Origin of the sequence: Atlanticothrix silvestris CENA357 (genome assembly GCF_016056295.1) — a bacterium.
Classification (GTDB): domain Bacteria; phylum Cyanobacteriota; class Cyanobacteriia; order Cyanobacteriales; family Nostocaceae; genus Atlanticothrix; species Atlanticothrix silvestris.
The window spans coordinates 21,434-41,686 of sequence record NZ_JAECZB010000015.1 but is presented as its reverse complement, the minus strand read 5'-3'; the positions used below and the strand labels follow the sequence as shown (position 1 = coordinate 41,686).

Below are 20,253 nucleotides of genomic sequence, written 5' to 3'. Positions count from 1 at the left end.
AGATGAATATACAAACAAAAGCCCAATTCCTCATTCCCCCGCACTTTAATCCTACTAAGGTGGGTGAAGTCTGGCGCGTACCTTACCAAGAACGTGCAACAGAAGCTGAAGTATGGGCAAAACAAGAAAATATCAAACCAGCTTCTTTAGATACAACTCGTATTTGTCTACTATTAATTGATGTTCAAAACACTTTTTGTATTCCTGATTTTGAATTATTTGTAGGAGGAAAATCTGGAACTGGGGCAGTTGATGATAATCGACGGTTGTGTGAATTTATTTATAGTAACTTAGAAATAATTACAACAATTATACCTACACTCGATACTCATACAGCAACGCAAATTTTCCATCCGATTTTTTGGGTGAATGATGCAGGTGAACATCCTACACCAGCAGCGACTAGTATCACTCCGGCAGATATTAAACAAGGTATCTGGAAAGTCAATCCAGCAGTCGCTCACAGTATTACTAACGGAGATTATGAATTATTAGAAAAACACGCCTATTATTACGTTAAAAAACTCACTCAAGATGGTAAGTATCCTCTAACTGTTTGGCCTTATCATTCTATGTTGGGTGGTATTGGTCATGCTTTAGTTTCATCAGTAGAAGAAGCGATATTTTTCCACTGCATTGCTCGTCAGAGTCAGACACAATTTGAAATCAAAGGTGAGAATCCTTTAACCGAAAATTATTCAATTTTACGTCCAGAGGTGTTGGAAGATTTCGAGGAACGTCCACTTGGAAAAAAAAACACGCGTTTGATTCAGCAGCTTTTAGAATTTGATGCTGTAATTATTGGTGGACAAGCTAAAAGTCACTGCGTAGCTTGGACAATTGACGATTTATTAACAGAAATTAAGCTGGTAGATGCTACCCTTGCTCAAAAAGTTTATTTACTAGAAGATTGCACTTCTCCCGTTGTTGTTCCGGATGTTGTGGACTATACAAAACAAGCAGATGAAGCATTTGCTAGGTTTGCAGAGGCAGGAATGCACATTATAAAATCTAGCGAAGTTATCGAATTTGGGAATTGACAATTGGTCAGTTGTTAGTTGTTAGTTGTCAGTTGTCAGAAGACAAGAGACGATAGGCAGTGGTTATTGTTTGAGATAAGTTTTTGGATCTTCTGCTACCCAACCCAAGTCTGAGCTAGCACGCATTTCAAAATGGAGATGGGGTTGTTTGGAAGTAGGTTTTCCAGTTGTACCGACTGTTCCTATTAAGTCTCCTTTGTTGACTTTTTGACCAACGGTAACTTCGATATTATCAAGTTGGGCATAGCGACTTTGCAGCCTGCCACTGTGGTTAATAATAACTAACTTGCCGTAACTACCTTGGTCATTAGCAAAGACTACGGTTCCTGGTGCGATCGCTTGTACAGGAGTTTCTACTGCTGCTAATAAATCTACACCGCTATGGAAGAATACCTCACCAGTAATAGGATTAATTTGCCAGCCATAAGCTAATCCTATAGTTGCCAATTGCTGTAAGGGATATCCAGATATAGAGGCGCGATCGGGCTTTTCTACATCAGCAGGTGTAGTCGATGCAGCAATAGGACGATTTGGCGATCCATTTACTTCTGGAACAAACACGATTCTGGGATCTTGTTGACAGCCATTAATCTCAAACAGTGTATCGGCACGGACTTTATATTTTGCCGCTATTTGTCGCCAAGTTTGTCCACGAGGAACTTCTACAACAATCCCGTTATAGGGAGGAATTTGAAGTTCACTACCAACAGTCACGCTCCCATCCATTAAAGTTGGATTCATGTCGATCAGTGTTGCTGGAATAAGATTGTAGCGTTGCGCTATACTCTCCAAAGTTTCACCACGAACAACTTTATGGCGTTGAAAGCGAGATAAAGCTGGAATTGGGCAACCTGCTACCGTAGCAGTGGCACTTTTTGATTCTGGCAGTATGGATACTAGCCCCAAAGTGCTAACTAGGCTACAGAGCAAAAGTAGACGATAAGGAATAGTCATATTTACACGTCAAAAGAGCGCTAATTTTGAATTTTAGATGGGGAGCAGAAAAAGCAGGGGAGGAAAGAGAATAAAAAGTAGGGGGCAAGAAACAAGACTGCACTTTTCTCCTACTCCGTTCCCCCTTGTCTCTTTTTCCCAATGCCCAATACCCAATCACCTAATTTCTAGCAATTCTTATGAAAATTGATCTGTCCACTTGCCGTTTGCTTGACTACACTTAGAAATTAACTACAGCACTGCTGTTCTGGCTTAAACGTAATGATTATGAATTTATCCTTAAGACAACTGGCTATTTATCTATCTTTACTAACAATTGGCGGCGGTGCAGGCTTGTTAGGCAGTCGCTATTTCTTGCCACAGAATCGCTCGTTTCAAGAGTTAAAAAATGTGACAATGGCTTTACCTCCAGAATCCGTAGTCCCAAGTTATGGAAGCGGGACGAATGGCTCTACTGGAGATGATAATGTGAATTTTATTGCTACAGCAGTACAAAAGGTTGGGCCCGCGGTAGTACGAATTAATGCCATCCGCAAAGTGCCCAATCCCATCTCTGAAGCTTTAAAAAACCCTCTTTTACGTCGGTTTTTTGGTGAAGATGAAGAACCAATTCCTAGAGAACGGATTGAGCGCGGTACAGGTTCAGGATTCATTTTGAGCGAAAATGGCGAGTTACTGACCAATGCTCATGTTGTAGCAGACACAGATACAGTACAAGTAACCCTCAAGGATGGTCGAACTTTTGAGGGTAAAGTAATGGGCGTTGATACCATCACAGATGTGGCGGTAGTGAAAATTCCTGAAAATAAATTGCCCACAGTTAAGTTGGGCAATTCGCAAAATTTAGCACCAGGACAGTGGGCGATCGCCATTGGTAATCCGCTGGGTTTAGATAATACTGTCACCATTGGCATCATCAGTGCGACCGATCGCACTAGCGCTCAAGTCGGTGTCCCAGATAAACGAGTCAGTTTTATCCAAACCGATGCAGCCATTAACCCTGGCAACTCTGGTGGGCCTTTGTTAAATGCCCAAGGTGAGGTAATTGGTGTGAACACTGCTATTCGTGCCGATGCTCAAGGACTCGGTTTTGCCATTCCTATTGAAACCGCAGCTCGTGTTGCTAACGATTTATTTACCAAAGGGCGGGCGGAGCATCCCTTTTTGGGGATTGAAATGGCAGATCTGTCTCCGACAAAAAAACAGCAGATTAACCAAGAAAACAACCTCAACATTCAGCAGGACATCGGCGTTGTAATTAAGGGAGTTATGGATGACTCCCCAGCAAACCGGGCGGGACTGCTTCCTGGAGACTTGATTCAAAAAATTAATGGTAAACCAGTCAAAACAGCAGCCCAAGTCCAAAAGCTGGTAGAGTCCAGTTCAGTTGGAGATATCTTGGCCATTGAAGTCAACCGCAGTGGAAAAATTCAAACTTTGAAAGTGCAGTCAGGAAGTTATCCTGATGCAAAAAAGTAGTCAATAGTCATGAGTCTACAGTCCATAGTTTTAGAATTGTCAATTATTCACTATTGACTATTGACTATTTGACTATTGGTTGTTGGATAAATGCTCTAATTGCATTCTTTGTTCCATCTGACGCAGGAAATAACCCGTCATCATGGCTGATGCTAGTAGCCCAGCGAGATTATCCCTATCTGTCGTGATTTGCACGTTGAAGTTTTCTGCGGGGAGCATTCCCACTAGCCCTTGGACGTTTTGCGAAATGATTTGTTTAATTTCGGGACTAACGGACTGGGCTACACGAGCTAAAACATCAGGAGACTGATGCTGTAGATATTTGAGTAGCTGATTGGGGTATTCGTCAGAGTGGTCGTTCAGAAGCTGGTTGGGGTGTTCTTCAGAGTTGTCATTCAAAAAGTCAGGATCAAACACCATGGGCAGTTTTTTTTAGCTTAGTTGCTAATTCTACTTTAAACCATAGTACAAGGGTAGTGCATTCTCCACAGGTATAACCAAACAGGGCATAGGGCATGGGGCATGGATAAGAAGGGCAAAGAGTTTATTTCTTCATCCTTTACCCTTTAACCCCTTCAGAGTTTGCCAGTCGCTCATGGGGAGCCACTGCGATGGACGGGTTCCCAAGGCACTCCGTTGGGCGGCTATGCCGACTTGAAGGAAGTGCCGCCGGCATAAAGCAAGTGGCGTGGAAACCCCCTTGGCGCTAGCCTCTCCCTTTGGGAGAAGACCGCGCTGGCTCACCTTTTCCCAAGATTGTTGCTCCTCTGCTCCCCTGCTCCCTACTTATTCCTGGAGTGTTAAATCTAGTTCTAATTGTTCTTCCTTCTGATTGTTGGACAATATTTGAGGAAGCTGCTCGATTTGGAAATATTGATGAAATTTTGGCGTTACTTGCAATGAGTAGGAGCGAGACTCATTGTCTCGACGTTTACGGACAAAACCGAGTTCGACTAGTTCTGGAACATGCTGATATACTCCTGAACCGCGCAGGTCAATTAAATCACTTTGGAGTATAGGATTATTAAGAGCGATCGCTGCTAAAGTCCGCAATGCGCCTAATCCCAACTCTACGGGGATTAATGTTTGCACTAAGTCATGAAAATCAGACCGCAGTTGTAGACTGTAACCAGCTGGGGTCTCTATCACTTCTAGGGCGCTATCTCGGCGGGCATAGCTGTCAATTAGTTCAATTATGCCTTCTTCAACGGTGGCGCGATCGCACGCAGCATACTCGGCGATTTCACCGAGCAACAAGGGTTTACCCTTTAAATAGAGAATTGCTTCTATCTTCGTCGCTGTGGCTGTATTCATTTACTCATTGGTCATTAGTCATTGGTCATTAGCAATTGACGCTTGACAAAGGACATTAACTGGTGTGTGGGATTATACTTGATATTACGAAAAAAGTCAAGATATGTTTTGCTAAGCCTGAATGTTTACCTGTTTATCTTCACCAGTTTCGGTTACTGAGGATGAATTCTGCGATCGCTAAATCTTGGGGAGTGGTCACTTTTAAATTTGTCTCTTCTCCCTCAACAATTCGCACTTCAATGCCGCACCTTTCAAATAAAGCAGCATCGTCAGTTACTTCCCAACCTTGTCTGATACCTTCGGCGTGGCACTGTTTCAACAACTTGACATTAAATCCTTGAGGAGTTTGTGCTGCCCAAAGTTGCTGTCGATCGGGTGTACTTTCAATTATGCCATTTTCATTCACAACTTTGATTGTGTCTTTCACAGGCACGGCAGCAATCAAGCCAGGACATTGGCGAATAGCTTGGGCGCAGGAGTTGAATAAATCTGGTGTTACCAGACATCTAGCACCATCATGAATCAATACTTGCTCTGCGGCGGCTGGTAGTGCTTGCAAACCGTTGTAAACAGATTCTTGGCGGGTAGAGCCGCCGATAATCAGTTCTACTGGTTTAGTGAGCTTTAGGTCAGCGAGAATTTTCTTGAAATCTGGCCAATCACTGGGCTGGGAAATAATTCCTATCCATTGGATTGTACTTGCCGCTGCCGCAGCTTTGAGAGTCCAAGCAATAATTGGTTGCGATCGCACTTCGAGTAGGAGTTTATTGCGGTTACTCCCCATTCTTTTGCCGATTCCTGCGGCTGGAATTAGTAAATACACAGAATTTAGGGGCTAGGGGCTAGGGGAGCAGGGGAGCAGAGGAGCAGAGGAGCAACAATCTTGGGAAAAAGTTAAAGGTTAAAGGATGAAGAAACAAACCCTTTCCCCTTACCCCTTTCCCTTTACCCTTCTTCCCCATGCCCCATGCTCAATGCCCAATAATAAATCCCTGATACCCAATACCTATATTCCCCTAAAATAGGGAGCGAGTACGCGTCAATAAATATTATGCGAGTAGTAGCCCTTGTACCTGGCGGAATTGGCGACCAAATCCTCTTCTTTCCGACTCTAGATGATCTAAAGCGCTATTACCCCAACGCTCAGTTAGATGTCATTGTTGAACCCCGGTCAAAGGCTGCCTACCGGGTGAGCAAGTCAGTTAATGAAGTACTGACCTTTGATTTCAAAGACCGTAACAGTCTGGCAGATTGGGGTAATCTGGTGGGTACGATTCGCGATCGCGAATATGATGCTGCCATTGCTGTAGGGCAAAGCTGGTTGGTGGGTCTTTTTCTCTGGTTGACAGGAATTCCCACACGTATTGGCTACCAAGGCAAAGGATCGATTTTTTTCACCAACTCTGTGCCGTTCAAACCATCCCAATATGGGGCAGCGGTGTACCATGACTTGTTGCAATCATTGAATATCAATACTGCTTGTCCAGAGTTAGCAGTAAACGTGCCAAAACCAGATATTGAGTGGGCACAGAAGGAACAAATACGCTTAAAACTGCATGAAACAGGCTATGTCTTGATTAATGACTGTTTGAACCAGGAATCCCAGGCTAAAAGTCTGGATACCAGTTATCCTGTGGCAAATTGGCAGCAAATTATTCAAGACTTTCAATCTAAGCAACCAGATTTGCCTGTGGTGGTCGTTAAAGGAGTTGACAACGAGCAGTTTGTGCGATCACTATTGGAGTATTGTCCACAGATAAAGGTGACTGCCCCTAGTGATATTGGCAAGCTGGCTGCGATAATTGCCGGGGCAAATTTAATGTTGTCTACAGATAGTGCGCCACTACATTTGGGTGTGGCAGTACAAACTTATACCATTGCCTTATTTGGCCCTACAGAAGCAGCCAAAGTGTTACCCAAAAACGAAAAATTTCTTGCCATTAAATCTCCCACAGGTCGAACGGCAGATATTTCGCCCAAAACAGTTTTAGAAAAAATCTGGGGTGGCTAAAAAGAGAGCAGAGGAGCAACAATCTTGGGAAAAGGTGAGCCAGCGCGGTCTTCTCCCAAAGGGAGAGGCTAGCGCCAAGGGGGTTTCCACGCCACTTGCTTTATGCCGGCGGCACTTCCTTCAAGTCGGCATAGCCGCCCAACGGAGTGCCTTGGGAACCCGTCCACCGCAGTGGCTCCCCATGAGCGACTGGCGAACTCTGAAGGGGTTAAAGGGTAAAGGATGAAGAAATAAACCCTTTCCCCCTTACCCATTCCCCTATGCCCTTCTTATCCATGCCCTATGCCCTATGCCCTGTTCTCTTTTAAAATCTTTCAAATAAAGCATCATCCAATTCGTAACCAAACATTTGCGCCATATATTTTAGCCGCGATAAGCTGGGCAAATTTTGTTGTTTGAGCCAATCGCTTAAAATAAAAATTTTGTGCATCAAAAAGATCTCTAAGGCTTCAGGATTGTACTGGATGCCTTCTTTGGAACTGAACTGGTGGGGTACTAACATCGCAGTATAACGGGCTAATTCCCCAGCTTTCCAATCTAACAAAAACGGAAACCAAGGATACTTGGCATCTAAACGGATAAACCACAGCCGCAACTCTGGAATTTCTGAAAGTTCACGGGGGTCGCCAGGTTCTAGGGGATAGTCGATATCAAAGCGCAGTTGCTGCTCATAAGAGGCGTAGACGCTCTGCGTCTTGTCATCAGACATCTTTTCTTTTTGCAACAGTTCGTCAATCACCGTTAATGCGGGTGAAAGATCCAAATTGTTAATGGAGTCAGCATCCAGTGCGATCGTGATTGTCATTGACTCAGCAGCCACTTTCTTTCTACCCAACAGTAGGATCGAGTATCCACAGTACCAGCTTTCAGGGATTGATGCTACCTATCTAAATCACTCCACTTTAGATCACCCCACTTGAGCAGGAAAAGCACCTAGTCCCAAGGTGGACATTTACAGTAATTTTAAGCTAAAGTTGTAATGAGTTTGTTTTAGATTAGGGTGTGGCAAAGCAACCGTCAGCAAACAACCGAAATCATTACCTCAAACTGTGAATTTCGCAGCAATCATAAGCAACAACACAGGTAGAGGTGAAATGGCGGTGTGTATTATCCTTGCATATAATCAAGAACCAATAAACATTAAACATGGGAAATTTTCCCAATAGTTAACAAACTTAACTATGCAAAAACAAGCAATATCTACAAAACCAATTCGTTCCTTAGAAGATGCTCTAGAGCGCTGTCAAATACTGGGTATGCGTGTCAGCCGCCAGCGTCGCTTTATTCTAGAACTGCTATGGCAAGCTAATGAACATCTTTCTGCTAGAGAGATTTACGATCGCCTCAATCATCAAGGTAAAGACATTGGTCATACTTCTGTCTATCAAAACCTAGAAGCTCTATCCAGTCAAGGTATTATTGAATGTATTGAACGTTGTGACGGGCGTTTATATGGCAATATCAGTGATTCTCACAGTCATGTTAACTGTATTGATACCAATCAAATTCTTGATGTTCATATAGAACTACCAGAGGAAGTCATCCGTCAAGTTGAACAAAAAACAGGAGTGCAGATTACCGAATACACTATTAACTTTTATGGCTATCGCAACCCCCAAGAGCAGCTATAAAAAAACGTTGGTAATGAAGTTTTTGGTTAGTGGTCAAATTACTCATGACCATAATAATCACCAGGATTAACGCCAAAAACTGTCTCATCCTCAGAATCATCATCGTATAAATCTATTGGAGAAATTGGTTCACCATCTAAGCTTTCAATTAGCCTCATATTTGCAGTCTTCTGAAACCAAACATCTGTGTTAGTTGGGGTGTTAGAGAAATTCAGGAGAGATTGCTCTGATAATAAACTTTTTAGAGTTTGAAATTTCTCTAGGGAGAATAAAGCGCCATTTAAGGTAGCAGTTTCTTTATCAGCATCAGAGAGGATGGTCTGAAATAAGCAAGCATTAGTGAGATTAGCACCTGTAAGATTTATATGAGTAAGGTTAGCGCCTGTAAGATTAGCACCTGTAAGATTTACATGAGTAAGGTTAGCGCCTGCGAGGTTAGCGCCTGTGAGGTCAGCACCTGTGAAGTCAGCACCTGTGAGATTAGCATCTGCTAAATTTGCCCCTATAAGCACTGCATCTGATAAATTGGTATGCTCAAGATTTATACCCACTAGCATTACTTGCAATAGATATGCACCTGAGGGGTTGAGTCTAGCTAGAGAGTGTATTCGCTTCGTAAAAGTGCTATTAGATAAAATTGCGGCTCTACCAATCAAAACTAGCAGCGCTTCTGGATAGAACTCCGTCATATTGGCTGGATTACCGCAAGGGCAAAAGGAAATTTTTATTTCTTGGTAGCCAGCGTTAAGTAATAAAAACACATTCAGTCCCACATTGGCATTTATTTGTTCAACATTGACTGGATTTTGTAACGTATGAAAATAAGTCAAGACTTGGTGTGCTATCCCTTCATCTAACCAACGACCTTGACAGTAAGCACGCCAAAAAGACTCAAGGCGTGGTAATAAAACTTCCCAAGAAAAATTGCTTTTTTGCTGGCGCTGTAAGCTTTTAATTACTAGTTCTGCAATTTTTGGAGTAAGAATGCCATAACCGAGTAATTGATAGAGATGCTGGGCAACACTACTGGCAGAATCAAGGATAAAACGAAATGTGCCGTAAGTGTCTTTTTGGCATTGAGTCAGGATTTGCAGTTGTGCAGCCATCGCTTCAGCACAAAGATACTCTCCTAATTTTGGGTGAGAAAATTCTGTGGTAATTATTTGTGGCACTTGAGGATTGACAAAAGAGCGAAAATAAAAAATTGGTAAAGTATTGGTGCTTAATTCCCCAGACAAGGTGACTTGATGACGATCGCTGTGTAGAATTTGTAGAGCGATCGCTTGCATTTGAGCGAGTAAATCTTGAGGATAACGACCAGAAAGTAGGTTGGCTAAGGCTTCTTGTGTTCTGTGAATATGAGCTGAGCCTGAGCGCAGTAACATTGTCTTGATCTCTCCAGTTAGAGGATAACCCAATAGCCATTGGCTCAGGCGATGGTAAATTTCCGACAATAAACCAGCATTATTGGCTTTTTGGCTATTAGCAGCTAATTGCAATACCTCATCATCAAAAAGTCCATCACGGTGCAAAACGCCCAATAAATACAACATCAAAGGTTGGCGAACAAGGTTAGAGAGTTCTGGTGACAAAGATTTACTGGCGAATAACCCTGTCTGCTTTAAGAATGTAAAATAATTTTGAGCAATAGGTAAAGATTGCACTGTTGCCCATTGCTGAAACCATCGTTTCAGTTCTTCGGCTTCTAAAGGCTGGATAGCAATTCGCTGCCATTGCAAAGACATTTCTGGGGAAGTTTCCTGCAAGGCCGCTGTTCGACTAGTCAACAAAATTTTGTGTCGGTGTTCAGACTGAAATTTTAGTAACTGCTGAATAAAAATTGTCTTTGTTCTTTTACCCTGAGGAGAAGGAGGTAGTTCATCTAGACCATCAAGCAGCAACAGACACCGAGGATAATCTTGCTCTAGCCAAGTGGCAAGGTTTATGTGAAAATTAGCACAAAAAGCAGAACTGAGAGTTTCGGTTAAAGTACTGCCATACTTGACATCCCGCAGCCTAATAATGATTGGCATCCAAGTGGGGTAGAATTCCTGGGCTACTTGCGCCGCCCAAATTTGACAGAAACTGGTTTTACCACAACCAGATTCCGACTCAATTACAGCAATAGTTGCTAAATCAGCTAATTGTTGTTGTGCCCATGTTTTTAAATCAATTTGTGAAGTAGTCTTTTTCTCCATCGGTAAACCGACAAGAGGAACATAGATATCTTTGAGGGCAAAGGATTCTATCAGCAACGGTGTACTAAGGCTTTGCAGCAAACTAGCCCGGTAATTTTCTCGGTGCAAATCAATTTTGTCACCCACTGTAGAGGCGGAAGATATTCCTAAACTTCCAGAAGCTAAGTTTTGGGTATCGCTAGCAGTTCCCAAGCGGAAAAACTTTTGTAGTTGGGCTAAAGGTGGGGCATTTTGGGCAATAACTCTTAATAAATGTCCAGGTAAAGCGTGTGTTAAACGGTGCGTTAATAATTTAGCTTCCAATTCCTCTGCACCATTAGCGACAAACCAAGCTACGGCGGCATTATTCATCTGTTGCACCAGAAATGAGTCTGCCACCAAAAAAAGGGCTTGTTCAGCTTGAGTATCACTCAATTTTCCAGGGCTAAGGGTTTTTAATAGCCCTTGCAGTTGAGCATCTTGGAGAAGGGGTTTAGCAATTCCCTCTTTAACTAGGGGTTGGGAAGGTATCATCGCCCGATTTAGCCAAGGTCTTTGCAGACTTTCTTCTTGGTCTAAAATCTGTCGCAATGCTCTTAAATAAGCAATCTGAAACGTCAGCCATGTACCTTCATTGCGTTTTAAAGCTTTTTTTTGGCTCAGACTCCGTAACAAGCTTTCACTCAACAAAGCAATGACAGTGATTTCTTCCCCAACAGCGCCTAAGGGCAGTTCTAAGACCTCTGCTAGTGTACAAATGTCAAACGGCATCAGGCTTTTGACTTCCATATCCTGAACAATCCGGTAGGCAATACCTGCTAATTGTCCAAATGAAAACTCTCTGATGTGATTGATTTCGATATGGCGTTCTGCCAGCCAGTGCCGAATATTGAAGTTCATTTAATTACATAGTTAATAGCTGCCTATGGCAATTATCATCCATTTATCAGGTGACGAAAACAGGTAACAATGAGGAAGACTAAGCTTTGCATCAAAACTGTTTTCTGACTGTGAAAAAATGGTGCTTGTGTATTTGAGCAAAATATGAGCGATCGCCCTCTAAAATTATTGTTAGTTGACCAAGATCCTATCTTCCAACTGGGACTACGGGTAGCCTTGGAAGAAATCTATAACATCCAAGTGGTATCGACAGTAGAAACCGATACCGCCGCCTTGCAGGTATTAGCAGAACTCGCCCAACAAGACCCCAACCAAGTAAATTTGGTCATTCTAGAGTTAGGTAACGGTCGCTCCACTGACAGCCAGCAGCAAGGTTTACAACTCTGTCGGCAACTAAAAACTCAGTATCCCAATTTACCTATTTTACTTTTTAGTTCTATCCAAGAACCAGAACTACTTTTGGCAGCAAAATCTGCTGGTGTAGATGGTTACTGCCCTAAAGGTACTCCCGTTGCCGAATTAGTTGCTGCGATGGAAGAAGTAGCAGTTGGCGGTTCCTATTGGTTGAATGAAAGAGCAACAGATGGAAATATCGGTAAATGGGTAGCTGAGGGAAATCAAAACTCCTCACTTCTCCTTCCTCTTTCTTCACTTCCTTTTGCTAAACTACGCCATAATTGGCATTTGTCAGGAATTGGCTACATTAATGCCACATTAAAAGAAGTTACATCCCAATTACGCATCCCCGGCTTACCACTAGTAGATAAAGCAGTTCTGGCTGGACAACGGCGAGAATTACTGGCGGCTCGTTGGCTGCTCAATCGTTTATTGATTTCACCACAAGAAAGACAACAAAAACAGCAGCAACAATTTATTTTCTCTACTCAGCAACAGCCCACTATCTCCCCACTAAGTAGCACCATTGTCCCGCAAACTTCACCACCTCTACTTAGCCCTAGAGCGCTACAAGCTGCTTTATTTTCATCTTGCGTCACTAAACTGCAATTTTCTTTACAAAATGTGACCGATGTTGCTTTAGAAATTGATATTTTTCGAGAAGAGAAAAAGCGAGAATTACTTTATCTCATTCTGCAAAAACTGGCTCAACAGTTAGATGAGTTGCGGATTGCTGAAATTACAATAAATCAGTTAGGAGATTTAAAAAATACTATATTACTTGATTTATGGCAATCAACAATTACAGATTTTTTTGGTAAATTCTCACGAGTGCAATTAGGTAAGCAAAATATAGAAATTGTGAATTTATTGCTGCAAAATCCTGGGGTTGTACAAGCAGAAATTTTTAATAAAGTTCCTTTATTTGTTGAGTTGTTTTCTTATCTAATATTTCAAGTAGATTTGTACATTGATAATACCTCTTACCCGGCGGGAAGTTCCGAAGCTAAGTCTCAAGCCGAAATGATTTTAGAGAATTTGTTGATTCAGGTAGCGAACGGTGTAGTGCAGCCGCTGCTGAACTCTCTCGCAGATGTAGAAGTAATTAAGCAGAATTTTTACGACCGAAAATTAATTTCTACGCGGGATATTGAACGTTTTAGAAATGATTTGTCATGGAAATATCGTTTGAATAATTATGTCAAAGATGCCCAAAGAATTTTTGAGAGCCGCTATGAGCTATTTGTTTTAGCGCCTCGTGGTATTGCCAAGATTTCAATTTATGCTCCCCGTAGTCAGGAATTAGCGCAACTTTCGGGAATCCCCTTAGTGGTGACATTGATACTGGAATTTCGAGATGCGATCGCTCCACGTTTGCAATCATTGTTATCTTTTTTAGGCAGTGGTTTTGTCTTCATTCTTACCAAAATTATTGGTCGGGGTCTAGGTTTAATTGGTCGTGGTATTCTGCAAGGTATTGGTAGTGTATCGTTACAAGAAAAAAACTTTAAACGCAACAGCGATCGGCAAAAATGAGACAAAGGGCAAATGACTTATAGCAATTTAATTGGGTTAGTACTCTCCTATATCTACGCGATTTCTCTACTAATTTTGGGTGAGGGGCTACGTAGATTGTTTGATGTGCAGCCAAATTTAACCCGCAAGATTATCCACGTTGGTGCAGGAATGTGGGTCTTCGGCGTACTATTGCTGTTTAATAACTGGAAAATCGGTATTCTGCCTTTTGCCACATTTATCGGACTTAATTACCTGTTTTACCGCTACCGGATTATCGGCGCGATGGATAGTGAAGACAGTTCACCCGGTACGATTTATTTTGCTATTTCCGTAACACTATTATTTGGGTTGCTGTGGCGACCAGATGGCGTAGTGGATAACGTTCCCGTTGCTGTGGCTGGGGTGATGGCGATGACTTGGGGAGATGCCTTAGCAGCGTTAATTGGTAGGCGTTTCGGACAACATAAATACCAAGTTGGTAATTCTGTGCGTTCCTGGGAGGGTTCTACAGCGATGTTACTAACGAGTACGTTGGTAATATTCTTGGTGCTGCTTTTATTACCTGGTTCATCACTTAGTCCTCTAGCAACACCTATAAGCGCGGGAAAGGCTTTTTTGATAGCGTTAGTTAGTGCTGTTTTTGCTACCCTAGCTGAGGCAGTTTCGCCCCACGGTACAGATAATCTTAGCGTGCCGCTAGTGGCGGCAAGTGTCGTATGGATAATGATGCAGGGTTTATCATAAATTCCAATTGCGGCGGAAATGGAAAAAGCTTTCTAAAAAGTCTTGCAAAGGAATATTGCTATTTAATTTATAGTTACTCCACTCTCTGGCAGCTTGTTCGAGAATTTCTGAGAAACTGGGATAGACAGAAGCTAAGTTTGCTAAATGTTTAACTGGAATTTTTTGAGACATAGCAAAAGCAATCAAATTAATTAACTCTCCGGCTTCTGCACCTAAAATAGAAGCTCCCAAAATTTCCCCATTTTTTAATACTATTAATTTACAAATACCTGTGGTTTCATCCCGTAGTTGGGCTGCTGCTACTGATTTATAATGCTGGCGTAAAATTAAAACTTTATTTCGTCCAAATTGGTGTTTTGCTTGCGCCTCTGTCAAACCTACTTCTGCCAACGTGGGGTGAGGAAATATCGCCCAAGGAATACACCGATAATTGACTCGAAATCTGGGAAAAAACAGGGCATTTTTCAGGGCGATTCTGGCTTCGTAGTTAGCAACATTGGCGAAGTCATAACCACCAATGACATCACCACAAGCGTAAATTCGGCGGTTGGTAGTTTGCAGTTTCTCATTTACAACCAAGCGATGTCGCCGCCATTTCACTCCTACCGCAGCCAAATTGAGAAATTCTACATTTGGCTGCTGTCCAGTCGCTACTAAAATTTCATCAGCTTCAATTGCCTTATCTCCTGCTTGAATCCACTTTTTATGCTCAATTCGCATCACTTGAGTTACTACAGTTTGGGTGAGGACGCGCACACCATCAACTTCTAACTGCGCCTGAAGTAGCAGGGCTATCTCTGGATCAGCATAAGGCAAAATATGAGAAGATTCGACTACCAACGTTACCTTACAATCCAATCGCGCTAAGATTTGGGCTATTTCAATGGTTTGGGGAACACCACCAATAATCACCCAATTTTTAGGCAATGTTGGTTCTTTTAAAGACTGCCAAATATTAGATAGGGTCAAGTAACCAGTGGTTGACAATCCTGCAATATCTGGAATTGCTGGACGAGAACCACTCGCGAGTAAATAAGTTCTTGCTTTGAGTAGACGGTCATTAACGGTAAATGCCAGATGGGGTGAAGATTGAAATTGACCACTACCAAAAATTACATCAACTCCTAGCGCCGCTAAGGTAGCAGGAGAACTTTGTTGTTGAATATTTGAAACGACGCTGCGGGTATACAGCATAGCTTCTTGCCATGTTACAGATATTTGACATTTGTCTGAGGTATTAGGGCATGTGGCATTGATACCAAAATCAATTGCATTATTTAGATTGTGTGCAAGTTGACCAATTTCGTTTATGGCTTGGCGATGAATAAATACGTGATTTACTTGAGATTCCACCAAGGCAACTGTGGCGTGTAGTTGGGTTGCAACTAAAGCAGCGTAACGTCCGGCTAGACTACCGCCAATAATCACGACATCGTAATCAATAGTCATATTAGTCAATGGTCAGTAGTCAGTGGTCAGTGGTTAGTGGTTAGTGGTCAGTGGTTAGTGGTTAGTGGTCAGTGGTTAGTGGTTAGTGGTTAGGAGTAAGAGGCAGGGAGTAGGGAGTAGGGGTTATAAGAAAGAACAAAGACAACTAACAACTGACAACTGACAAAAATTCAGCACTTAACATTTAGCAATGAGTGTAGCGCGCTTAATAAGCGCTGGTTATCAGACTCGGAACGTACAGCAATCCGGAAAAAGCGATCGCCTAGTTCTTTAAAGCTAAGGCAATCACGAATTAAAATTCGGTAATGCTGAAGTAATTGTTGCTGCAACTGCAAACTCGACTGTTGTGACTCAACCAGTAAGAAGTTAGCAGCACTTGGTTGGGGTTGCAATCCGGGAATTGAGGCTAAACCCGCAAACAGTTGATTTCGTGCAGGTGGTAGCCATTTCCAGGTTTGTTCTTGAAATTTTTGATCTTGGATGGCGGCAATTGCTGCTGCTGCCGCTAGGGTGTTTACAGGCCAAGGATCACGCCACATCTGCCATTTAGTAAGGCGTTTGGGGTTAGCGATCGCATATCCTAATCTCAGTCCAGGCAGACTGTAAAATTTCGTCAGCGATCGCAATACCACTAAATTCTCATATTCCTGCACCATCGCAATCAGGCTTTGTTCCTCATCGGGATGCAGAAAATCCATAAACGCTTCATCCACCACTACCAGAGCAAACTGCTCTAAATAGGGCAAAATTGCCTCCCGCGAAAACAGCTTTCCCGTTGGGTTATGGGGATTATTCAGGAGTAGTCCTTTGTCCTTGGTATTTTGTCCTTTGTCAAATGACAAATGATCCTCATACCCCAAATTTAAGGGAAACTCCAGTACTTTAGCGTTGTACGCTGCCAGGGTACGGTAATAATCGCCAAAGGCTGGAGTTATTAGCGCTGTTGCGGCTAATTCTGCTAATTCCCTACCTACTAGAGTCAGTAATTCTGCTGAACCATTACCAGGCAAAATCCACTCAGGCGGTAATTGATGAAAGTGACTGAGAGCAAGTCTCAGTTCACTGTAATCTGGGTCTGGATAGTGCCTAAGATTACCAATTTGGGACGTAATAGCAGCGATCGCGCTGTTTGGTGGCCCCAAAGGGCTGATGCTGGCAGAAAAATCCAGAATAGCGTCAGGGGGACAGTCAGCCAGTGCTGCTGCCCAAGCTAAATTTCCCCCGTGAGCTGGTTGCCGCATCAAAAAAAGGTCTCCGGAAACAGAACCTATGATTTTGGGGGTGCAACTCTTTCTCTAAAGAGCTTACCAGCGGAGAAGGCGGGAACCTTAGTTGCTGGAATTTCCATCTTTTCATTGGTTTTGGGGTTACGACCTTCACGAGCTTTACGTTCCCGTGATTCAAATGAACCGAATCCTACTAGCGTGACTTTATCGCCAGAAGAAACAGCTTCGATAATCGTTTCCAAAGCGGCGGTTAAGACTGCATCCGCTTGTTTTTTGGTAACACTAGCCTTTTCAGATACGGCATCAACCAATTCACCTTTGTTCATGTCAAACTCCTTGTGGTTTACTTGAGATTTTTTACGGAAATCTCTGTTGGGAGAAATATAAAAATCGTCCTTTGGGAGTATTTCTACTCAAAATGCCTGTAAATCCCATCGGCTCGACTTTTCAATGAATCATTCTAAGGTGTTGTAGCCTGAAGTGGATATATGAAACCATTAATTTATATGGATTTCAGGATTTTTTATGTTTTTTGGGTAGTTGTTTCACTAAAAACCACCCCTAAAGTAGGAAAAAATACTTACCCAACACCCCTATTGACAGAAAATGGCGCAAGAAGAGTTAATAATTCAAAAGTCAAATTTCTTTATTTCCTATGTATTAAAAGTAAATATTTATACAATTAATCTGCTTATATCAAAAACCTCTTCCCCATGCTCATTTATGCAGTTTTTGCAATCCAAATTTCAATCCAACTGCTGTTAAAAATCAATTCATATATCCGATTATGAACTTTCAAATATCCTTGTTCTTTGATTACTAGCCCCGACAACAGCAATTCTCTTGCTTCTAAACTATCCACTGCGGGAATCTTCCCTTGATGCCAAATTTGTCGATATAGTTCTAGTAACCCAACAGGGTGATGAGTATTTTTGAGGATGCGATCGCTAATTGTTCGTAAATGCTCCGGCTCATCTTGGGATTCCCAGTTATTGATGACATTTGTGATTACTAAATTCTCAATCCATTTTGCTTCACTATTTGTAGGAATAGCAGCAGTCGAACTGCGGATCAGCTTACAGAGTTTCTGGGTAAGAAAAGGTTGACCACTAGTCCAAGTTAATACTTCTTTGAGTACTAATTGAGGATTACTAACTTTTTGTGTCAATCCTTGTAGCAAAGGTTGAGCTTCATGTACCTGAAAACCATTTAATTGAATTGCTTGACCAATATTAAAAGGTGTTCTCTGATAATCAGTAATCAAATCTGAAGGAGTAGCAACACCAAATAAAGCAAAAGTTAAACGCCGATATTTGGGATTAATACTGCGTTGATTATAGCAAAAACGAATCAGAGCAAAAAAATCATTTACTGGAAAATCTAAAGATAAAACACTATCAATTTCATCAATAAAAATAAAAATGTTTTCACCTTGAACTTGATTTAATAAAATATCTTCTATAAATCGACTTAAACACTGAATAGGTGATAAATCTTTTTGCTCATACCACCAATTTTTCAGATTCACCTTTTCTAACAAATTAAAATTCTGGCACAACTCCACCACTAATCCCTTATACCATTGAGCAGGAGTGATATTTTCGCAGCCCAGGCGAGTTATATCAATGGCTGCACAGCTAAAACCTTGTTGCTGGAGATGATGTATTATCCTTACCATCAAACTGGATTTGCCTATTTGCCGTGCATTGAGAATATAACAAAATTCTCCATTTTTTAATGCTTTATATAGATAACGGTCTGCTGAACGTACCACATAAGTAGGAGCATCCATAGGCAAACTTCCTCCTACCTGATAATCAAAAATGGAGGATTGCTCTGCATTTCTAAGCAAGGCATTTTCAAAGACAAGTTCAGCTTTAGTAGCTTTGAGAATTTCTAGGGTTTGTGATAATTCTTGAGTACGTTCTTTAACTTTTTGTTCTAAAGTTGAATTAGACTTAGCTAACGCTTCTTTAGCTTCTTGTAAGGCAAGATTCTTAACTCCTAGCTCCAAAATTAACCGCAGACGTTCAGTTTCTGAGCGTTTGCGTTGTGTAATATCTTGAAAAGCCGCTATGGCATAAACAATTTCACCTTGCTCATCAAAAATTGGGGTCGCAGACACCTCTAAAGGAATAATCTTTTCTGCTTGGTGAATTTCCATGTTATCGACAATAACACTTTTGCCGTTTAATGCTTGCACAATAGGCTGTTGTTCTGTAGGGTACAACTGCCTTTTCCCTGCCAAATAAACTTGATAAATCTCAGCCAATTGAGCAGGTGTTGCTGCGGCAACGATTCCCTTGCCAAGTATCTGCTGGGCAGTTTGATTGGCGTAGTAAGGTTGACCATCCTTATCAACTACGAATATGCCAACTGGTAAAGCCTCTAAGAATTGAGTCAATCTCGCTTGGCTTTCACGCAATGCTGATTCTGCTTGTTGGCGCACTGTAACTTCTTGTTGCAAACGGATTAATAATTCTGCTTGAGCTGCTTGTGCTAAAAATTCTTGCTCTTTAGCTGCTTTCATGTATTGCACATGTTGCAGAGTTTTATTGGTTGTAATTTCTAAATCTTGAAAATTTATTGGTTTAGTTAAAAAGTCAAAAGCACCACGATTCATCGCGGCTCTAATATTTTCAATATCACTATATGCAGAAATAATGACGGCTTTAATAATGGGATATAACTCATTAAGTTTGGTAACTAAAGTTAATCCATCCATTTCCGGCATATAGATATCGGTTAATACTATATCTATATCTGGTTCCACTTCTAGTTTTTCTAATGCCTCAACACCATTACGGGCAAAAATTAACTGAAATTGTTTTTCCCGAATTTTTTTTCTAAATTTCTGGCGGAGTAAGAGTTCTAAGTCAGGCTCATCATCCACAACCAGTATTTTAGCTGGCATAGTTTATTACCTGATATTGATTATTTATAAATTAAGTATTTTTTCTTTCAACTTGTCAAATTCAATCGGTTTTGTAATATAGCCATCAGCTCCATATTGTTTAGCCGTTAAATAATTAAATTCATCATCATAAGCAGTAATAATAAATACTTTGAGATTGGGATAATTATTTTTAACAACTTTGAGCATTTCTAACCCGTTCATCCCAGGCATATTAATATCTGTTACGAGCAAAGTTAAACGATTAATCAACTGACTTTGTAAATATTCCAAGGCTTCTTCTGCTGAAAAAGCAAAATATAATTTGATTTGGTCTTGTTTTAGTTCTCTTCTAAATTTCTGTCTAAACAACAATTGCACATCTTGTTCGTCATCTACAACCATTATTTTCATTTAAGATTTTTGTCTTGACAAAACTAACTGACTATGATAAATGAAATTAGTTAAGTACATCTTTTATAATTTTATAGTCAGTGAAATCAAAATTTATTATGCAAACA

Annotated in this window: 19 protein-coding genes; 7 read left to right on the top strand and 12 right to left on the bottom strand. The window is 41.4% G+C overall.

What is annotated here, in order from left to right; genetic code table 11:
- Positions 1-2 precede the first annotated feature (2 nt).
- Positions 3-1,040 carry a cysteine hydrolase family protein gene (locus I8751_RS09060; protein WP_214438843.1) on the top strand — a complete coding sequence of 346 codons (1,038 nt, stop codon included), beginning with the start codon at positions 3-5 and terminating at the stop codon, positions 1,038-1,040.
- Positions 1,041-1,103: 63 nt separating this feature from the next.
- Here I8751_RS09060 and I8751_RS09055 read toward each other — a convergent pair whose 3' ends face one another.
- Positions 1,104-1,994 carry a LysM peptidoglycan-binding domain-containing M23 family metallopeptidase gene (locus tag I8751_RS09055; RefSeq protein WP_214438842.1) on the bottom strand — a complete coding sequence of 297 codons (891 nt, stop codon included), beginning with the start codon at positions 1,992-1,994 and terminating at the stop codon, positions 1,104-1,106.
- Between the two features lie 267 nt (positions 1,995-2,261).
- Between I8751_RS09055 and I8751_RS09050 the strand changes: the two genes are divergently transcribed.
- Entirely contained in the window at positions 2,262-3,473 is a 1,212-nt protein-coding gene (locus I8751_RS09050; RefSeq protein ID WP_214438841.1) for an HhoA/HhoB/HtrA family serine endopeptidase, read from the top strand.
- A gap of 72 nt (positions 3,474-3,545) precedes the next feature.
- On the opposite strand, the gene I8751_RS09045 is transcribed toward I8751_RS09050, so the two are convergent.
- The 4 genes from I8751_RS09045 to ispD form a co-directional block, all read right to left on the bottom strand.
- Positions 3,546-3,893 (bottom strand): DUF760 domain-containing protein, encoded by a 348-nt coding sequence (locus I8751_RS09045; RefSeq protein WP_214438840.1) that lies wholly within the window; start codon positions 3,891-3,893, stop codon positions 3,546-3,548.
- 132 nt (positions 3,894-4,025) lie between these two features.
- Complete coding sequence (locus I8751_RS09040) at positions 4,026-4,217, bottom strand: hypothetical protein (protein ID WP_214438839.1); 192 nt, start codon at positions 4,215-4,217, stop codon at positions 4,026-4,028.
- Between the two features lie 42 nt (positions 4,218-4,259).
- Positions 4,260-4,787, bottom strand: a complete 528-nt coding sequence (gene scpB, locus I8751_RS09035; RefSeq protein ID WP_214438838.1) for an SMC-Scp complex subunit ScpB — start codon at positions 4,785-4,787, stop codon at positions 4,260-4,262.
- 139 nt (positions 4,788-4,926) lie between these two features.
- Positions 4,927-5,610 carry a 2-C-methyl-D-erythritol 4-phosphate cytidylyltransferase gene (ispD, locus tag I8751_RS09030; protein ID WP_214438837.1) on the bottom strand — a complete coding sequence of 228 codons (684 nt, stop codon included), beginning with the start codon at positions 5,608-5,610 and terminating at the stop codon, positions 4,927-4,929.
- A gap of 228 nt (positions 5,611-5,838) precedes the next feature.
- Between ispD and I8751_RS09025 the strand changes: the two genes are divergently transcribed.
- Both I8751_RS09025 and I8751_RS09020 read left to right on the top strand, forming a co-directional pair.
- Complete coding sequence (locus I8751_RS09025) at positions 5,839-6,798, top strand: glycosyltransferase family 9 protein (RefSeq protein WP_214438836.1); 960 nt, start codon at positions 5,839-5,841, stop codon at positions 6,796-6,798.
- Complete coding sequence (locus tag I8751_RS09020) at positions 6,791-7,024, top strand: hypothetical protein (RefSeq protein ID WP_214438835.1); 234 nt, start codon at positions 6,791-6,793, stop codon at positions 7,022-7,024. The genes I8751_RS09025 and I8751_RS09020 overlap by 8 nt, the downstream gene beginning before the upstream one ends.
- A gap of 78 nt (positions 7,025-7,102) precedes the next feature.
- On the opposite strand, the gene I8751_RS09015 is transcribed toward I8751_RS09020, so the two are convergent.
- Positions 7,103-7,603: a CRR6 family NdhI maturation factor gene (locus I8751_RS09015; protein ID WP_214438871.1), complete on the bottom strand. Its 501-nt coding sequence runs from the start codon at positions 7,601-7,603 to the stop codon at positions 7,103-7,105.
- Positions 7,604-7,979: 376 nt separating this feature from the next.
- On the opposite strand from I8751_RS09015, the gene I8751_RS09010 reads away from it, so the two are divergent.
- Entirely contained in the window at positions 7,980-8,429 is a 450-nt protein-coding gene (locus I8751_RS09010; protein ID WP_214438834.1) for a Fur family transcriptional regulator, read from the top strand.
- Positions 8,430-8,467: 38 nt separating this feature from the next.
- On the opposite strand, the gene I8751_RS09005 is transcribed toward I8751_RS09010, so the two are convergent.
- Positions 8,468-11,506, bottom strand: a complete 3,039-nt coding sequence (locus I8751_RS09005; RefSeq protein ID WP_214438833.1) for a pentapeptide repeat-containing protein — start codon at positions 11,504-11,506, stop codon at positions 8,468-8,470.
- Between the two features lie 144 nt (positions 11,507-11,650).
- Between I8751_RS09005 and I8751_RS09000 the strand changes: the two genes are divergently transcribed.
- Complete coding sequence (locus tag I8751_RS09000) at positions 11,651-13,438, top strand: DUF3685 domain-containing protein (protein ID WP_214438832.1); 1,788 nt, start codon at positions 11,651-11,653, stop codon at positions 13,436-13,438.
- Between the two features lie 12 nt (positions 13,439-13,450).
- Positions 13,451-14,164, top strand: a complete 714-nt coding sequence (locus tag I8751_RS08995) for a diacylglycerol/polyprenol kinase family protein (RefSeq protein ID WP_214438831.1) — start codon at positions 13,451-13,453, stop codon at positions 14,162-14,164.
- Here I8751_RS08995 and I8751_RS08990 read toward each other — a convergent pair.
- The 5 genes from I8751_RS08990 to I8751_RS08970 form a co-directional block, all read right to left on the bottom strand.
- Positions 14,159-15,613, bottom strand: a complete 1,455-nt coding sequence (locus I8751_RS08990; RefSeq protein ID WP_214438830.1) for a dihydrolipoyl dehydrogenase family protein — start codon at positions 15,611-15,613, stop codon at positions 14,159-14,161. The two genes, I8751_RS08995 and I8751_RS08990, sit on opposite strands and share 6 nt — an antisense overlap.
- A 170-nt stretch (positions 15,614-15,783) precedes the next feature.
- Positions 15,784-16,854: a threonine-phosphate decarboxylase CobD gene (gene cobD / locus I8751_RS08985; RefSeq protein WP_214438870.1), complete on the bottom strand. Its 1,071-nt coding sequence runs from the start codon at positions 16,852-16,854 to the stop codon at positions 15,784-15,786.
- A 26-nt stretch (positions 16,855-16,880) separates the two neighbouring features.
- A complete protein-coding gene (locus tag I8751_RS08980; RefSeq protein ID WP_169220134.1) occupies positions 16,881-17,165 on the bottom strand; it encodes an HU family DNA-binding protein in 285 nt (94 codons plus the stop codon).
- A 395-nt stretch (positions 17,166-17,560) separates the two neighbouring features.
- A complete protein-coding gene (locus I8751_RS08975) occupies positions 17,561-19,753 on the bottom strand; it encodes an AAA-like domain-containing protein (protein ID WP_214438829.1) in 2,193 nt (730 codons plus the stop codon).
- A 24-nt stretch (positions 19,754-19,777) separates the two neighbouring features.
- Positions 19,778-20,146, bottom strand: a complete 369-nt coding sequence (locus tag I8751_RS08970; protein WP_225894047.1) for a response regulator — start codon at positions 20,144-20,146, stop codon at positions 19,778-19,780.
- Between the last annotated feature and the right edge of the window lie 107 nt (positions 20,147-20,253).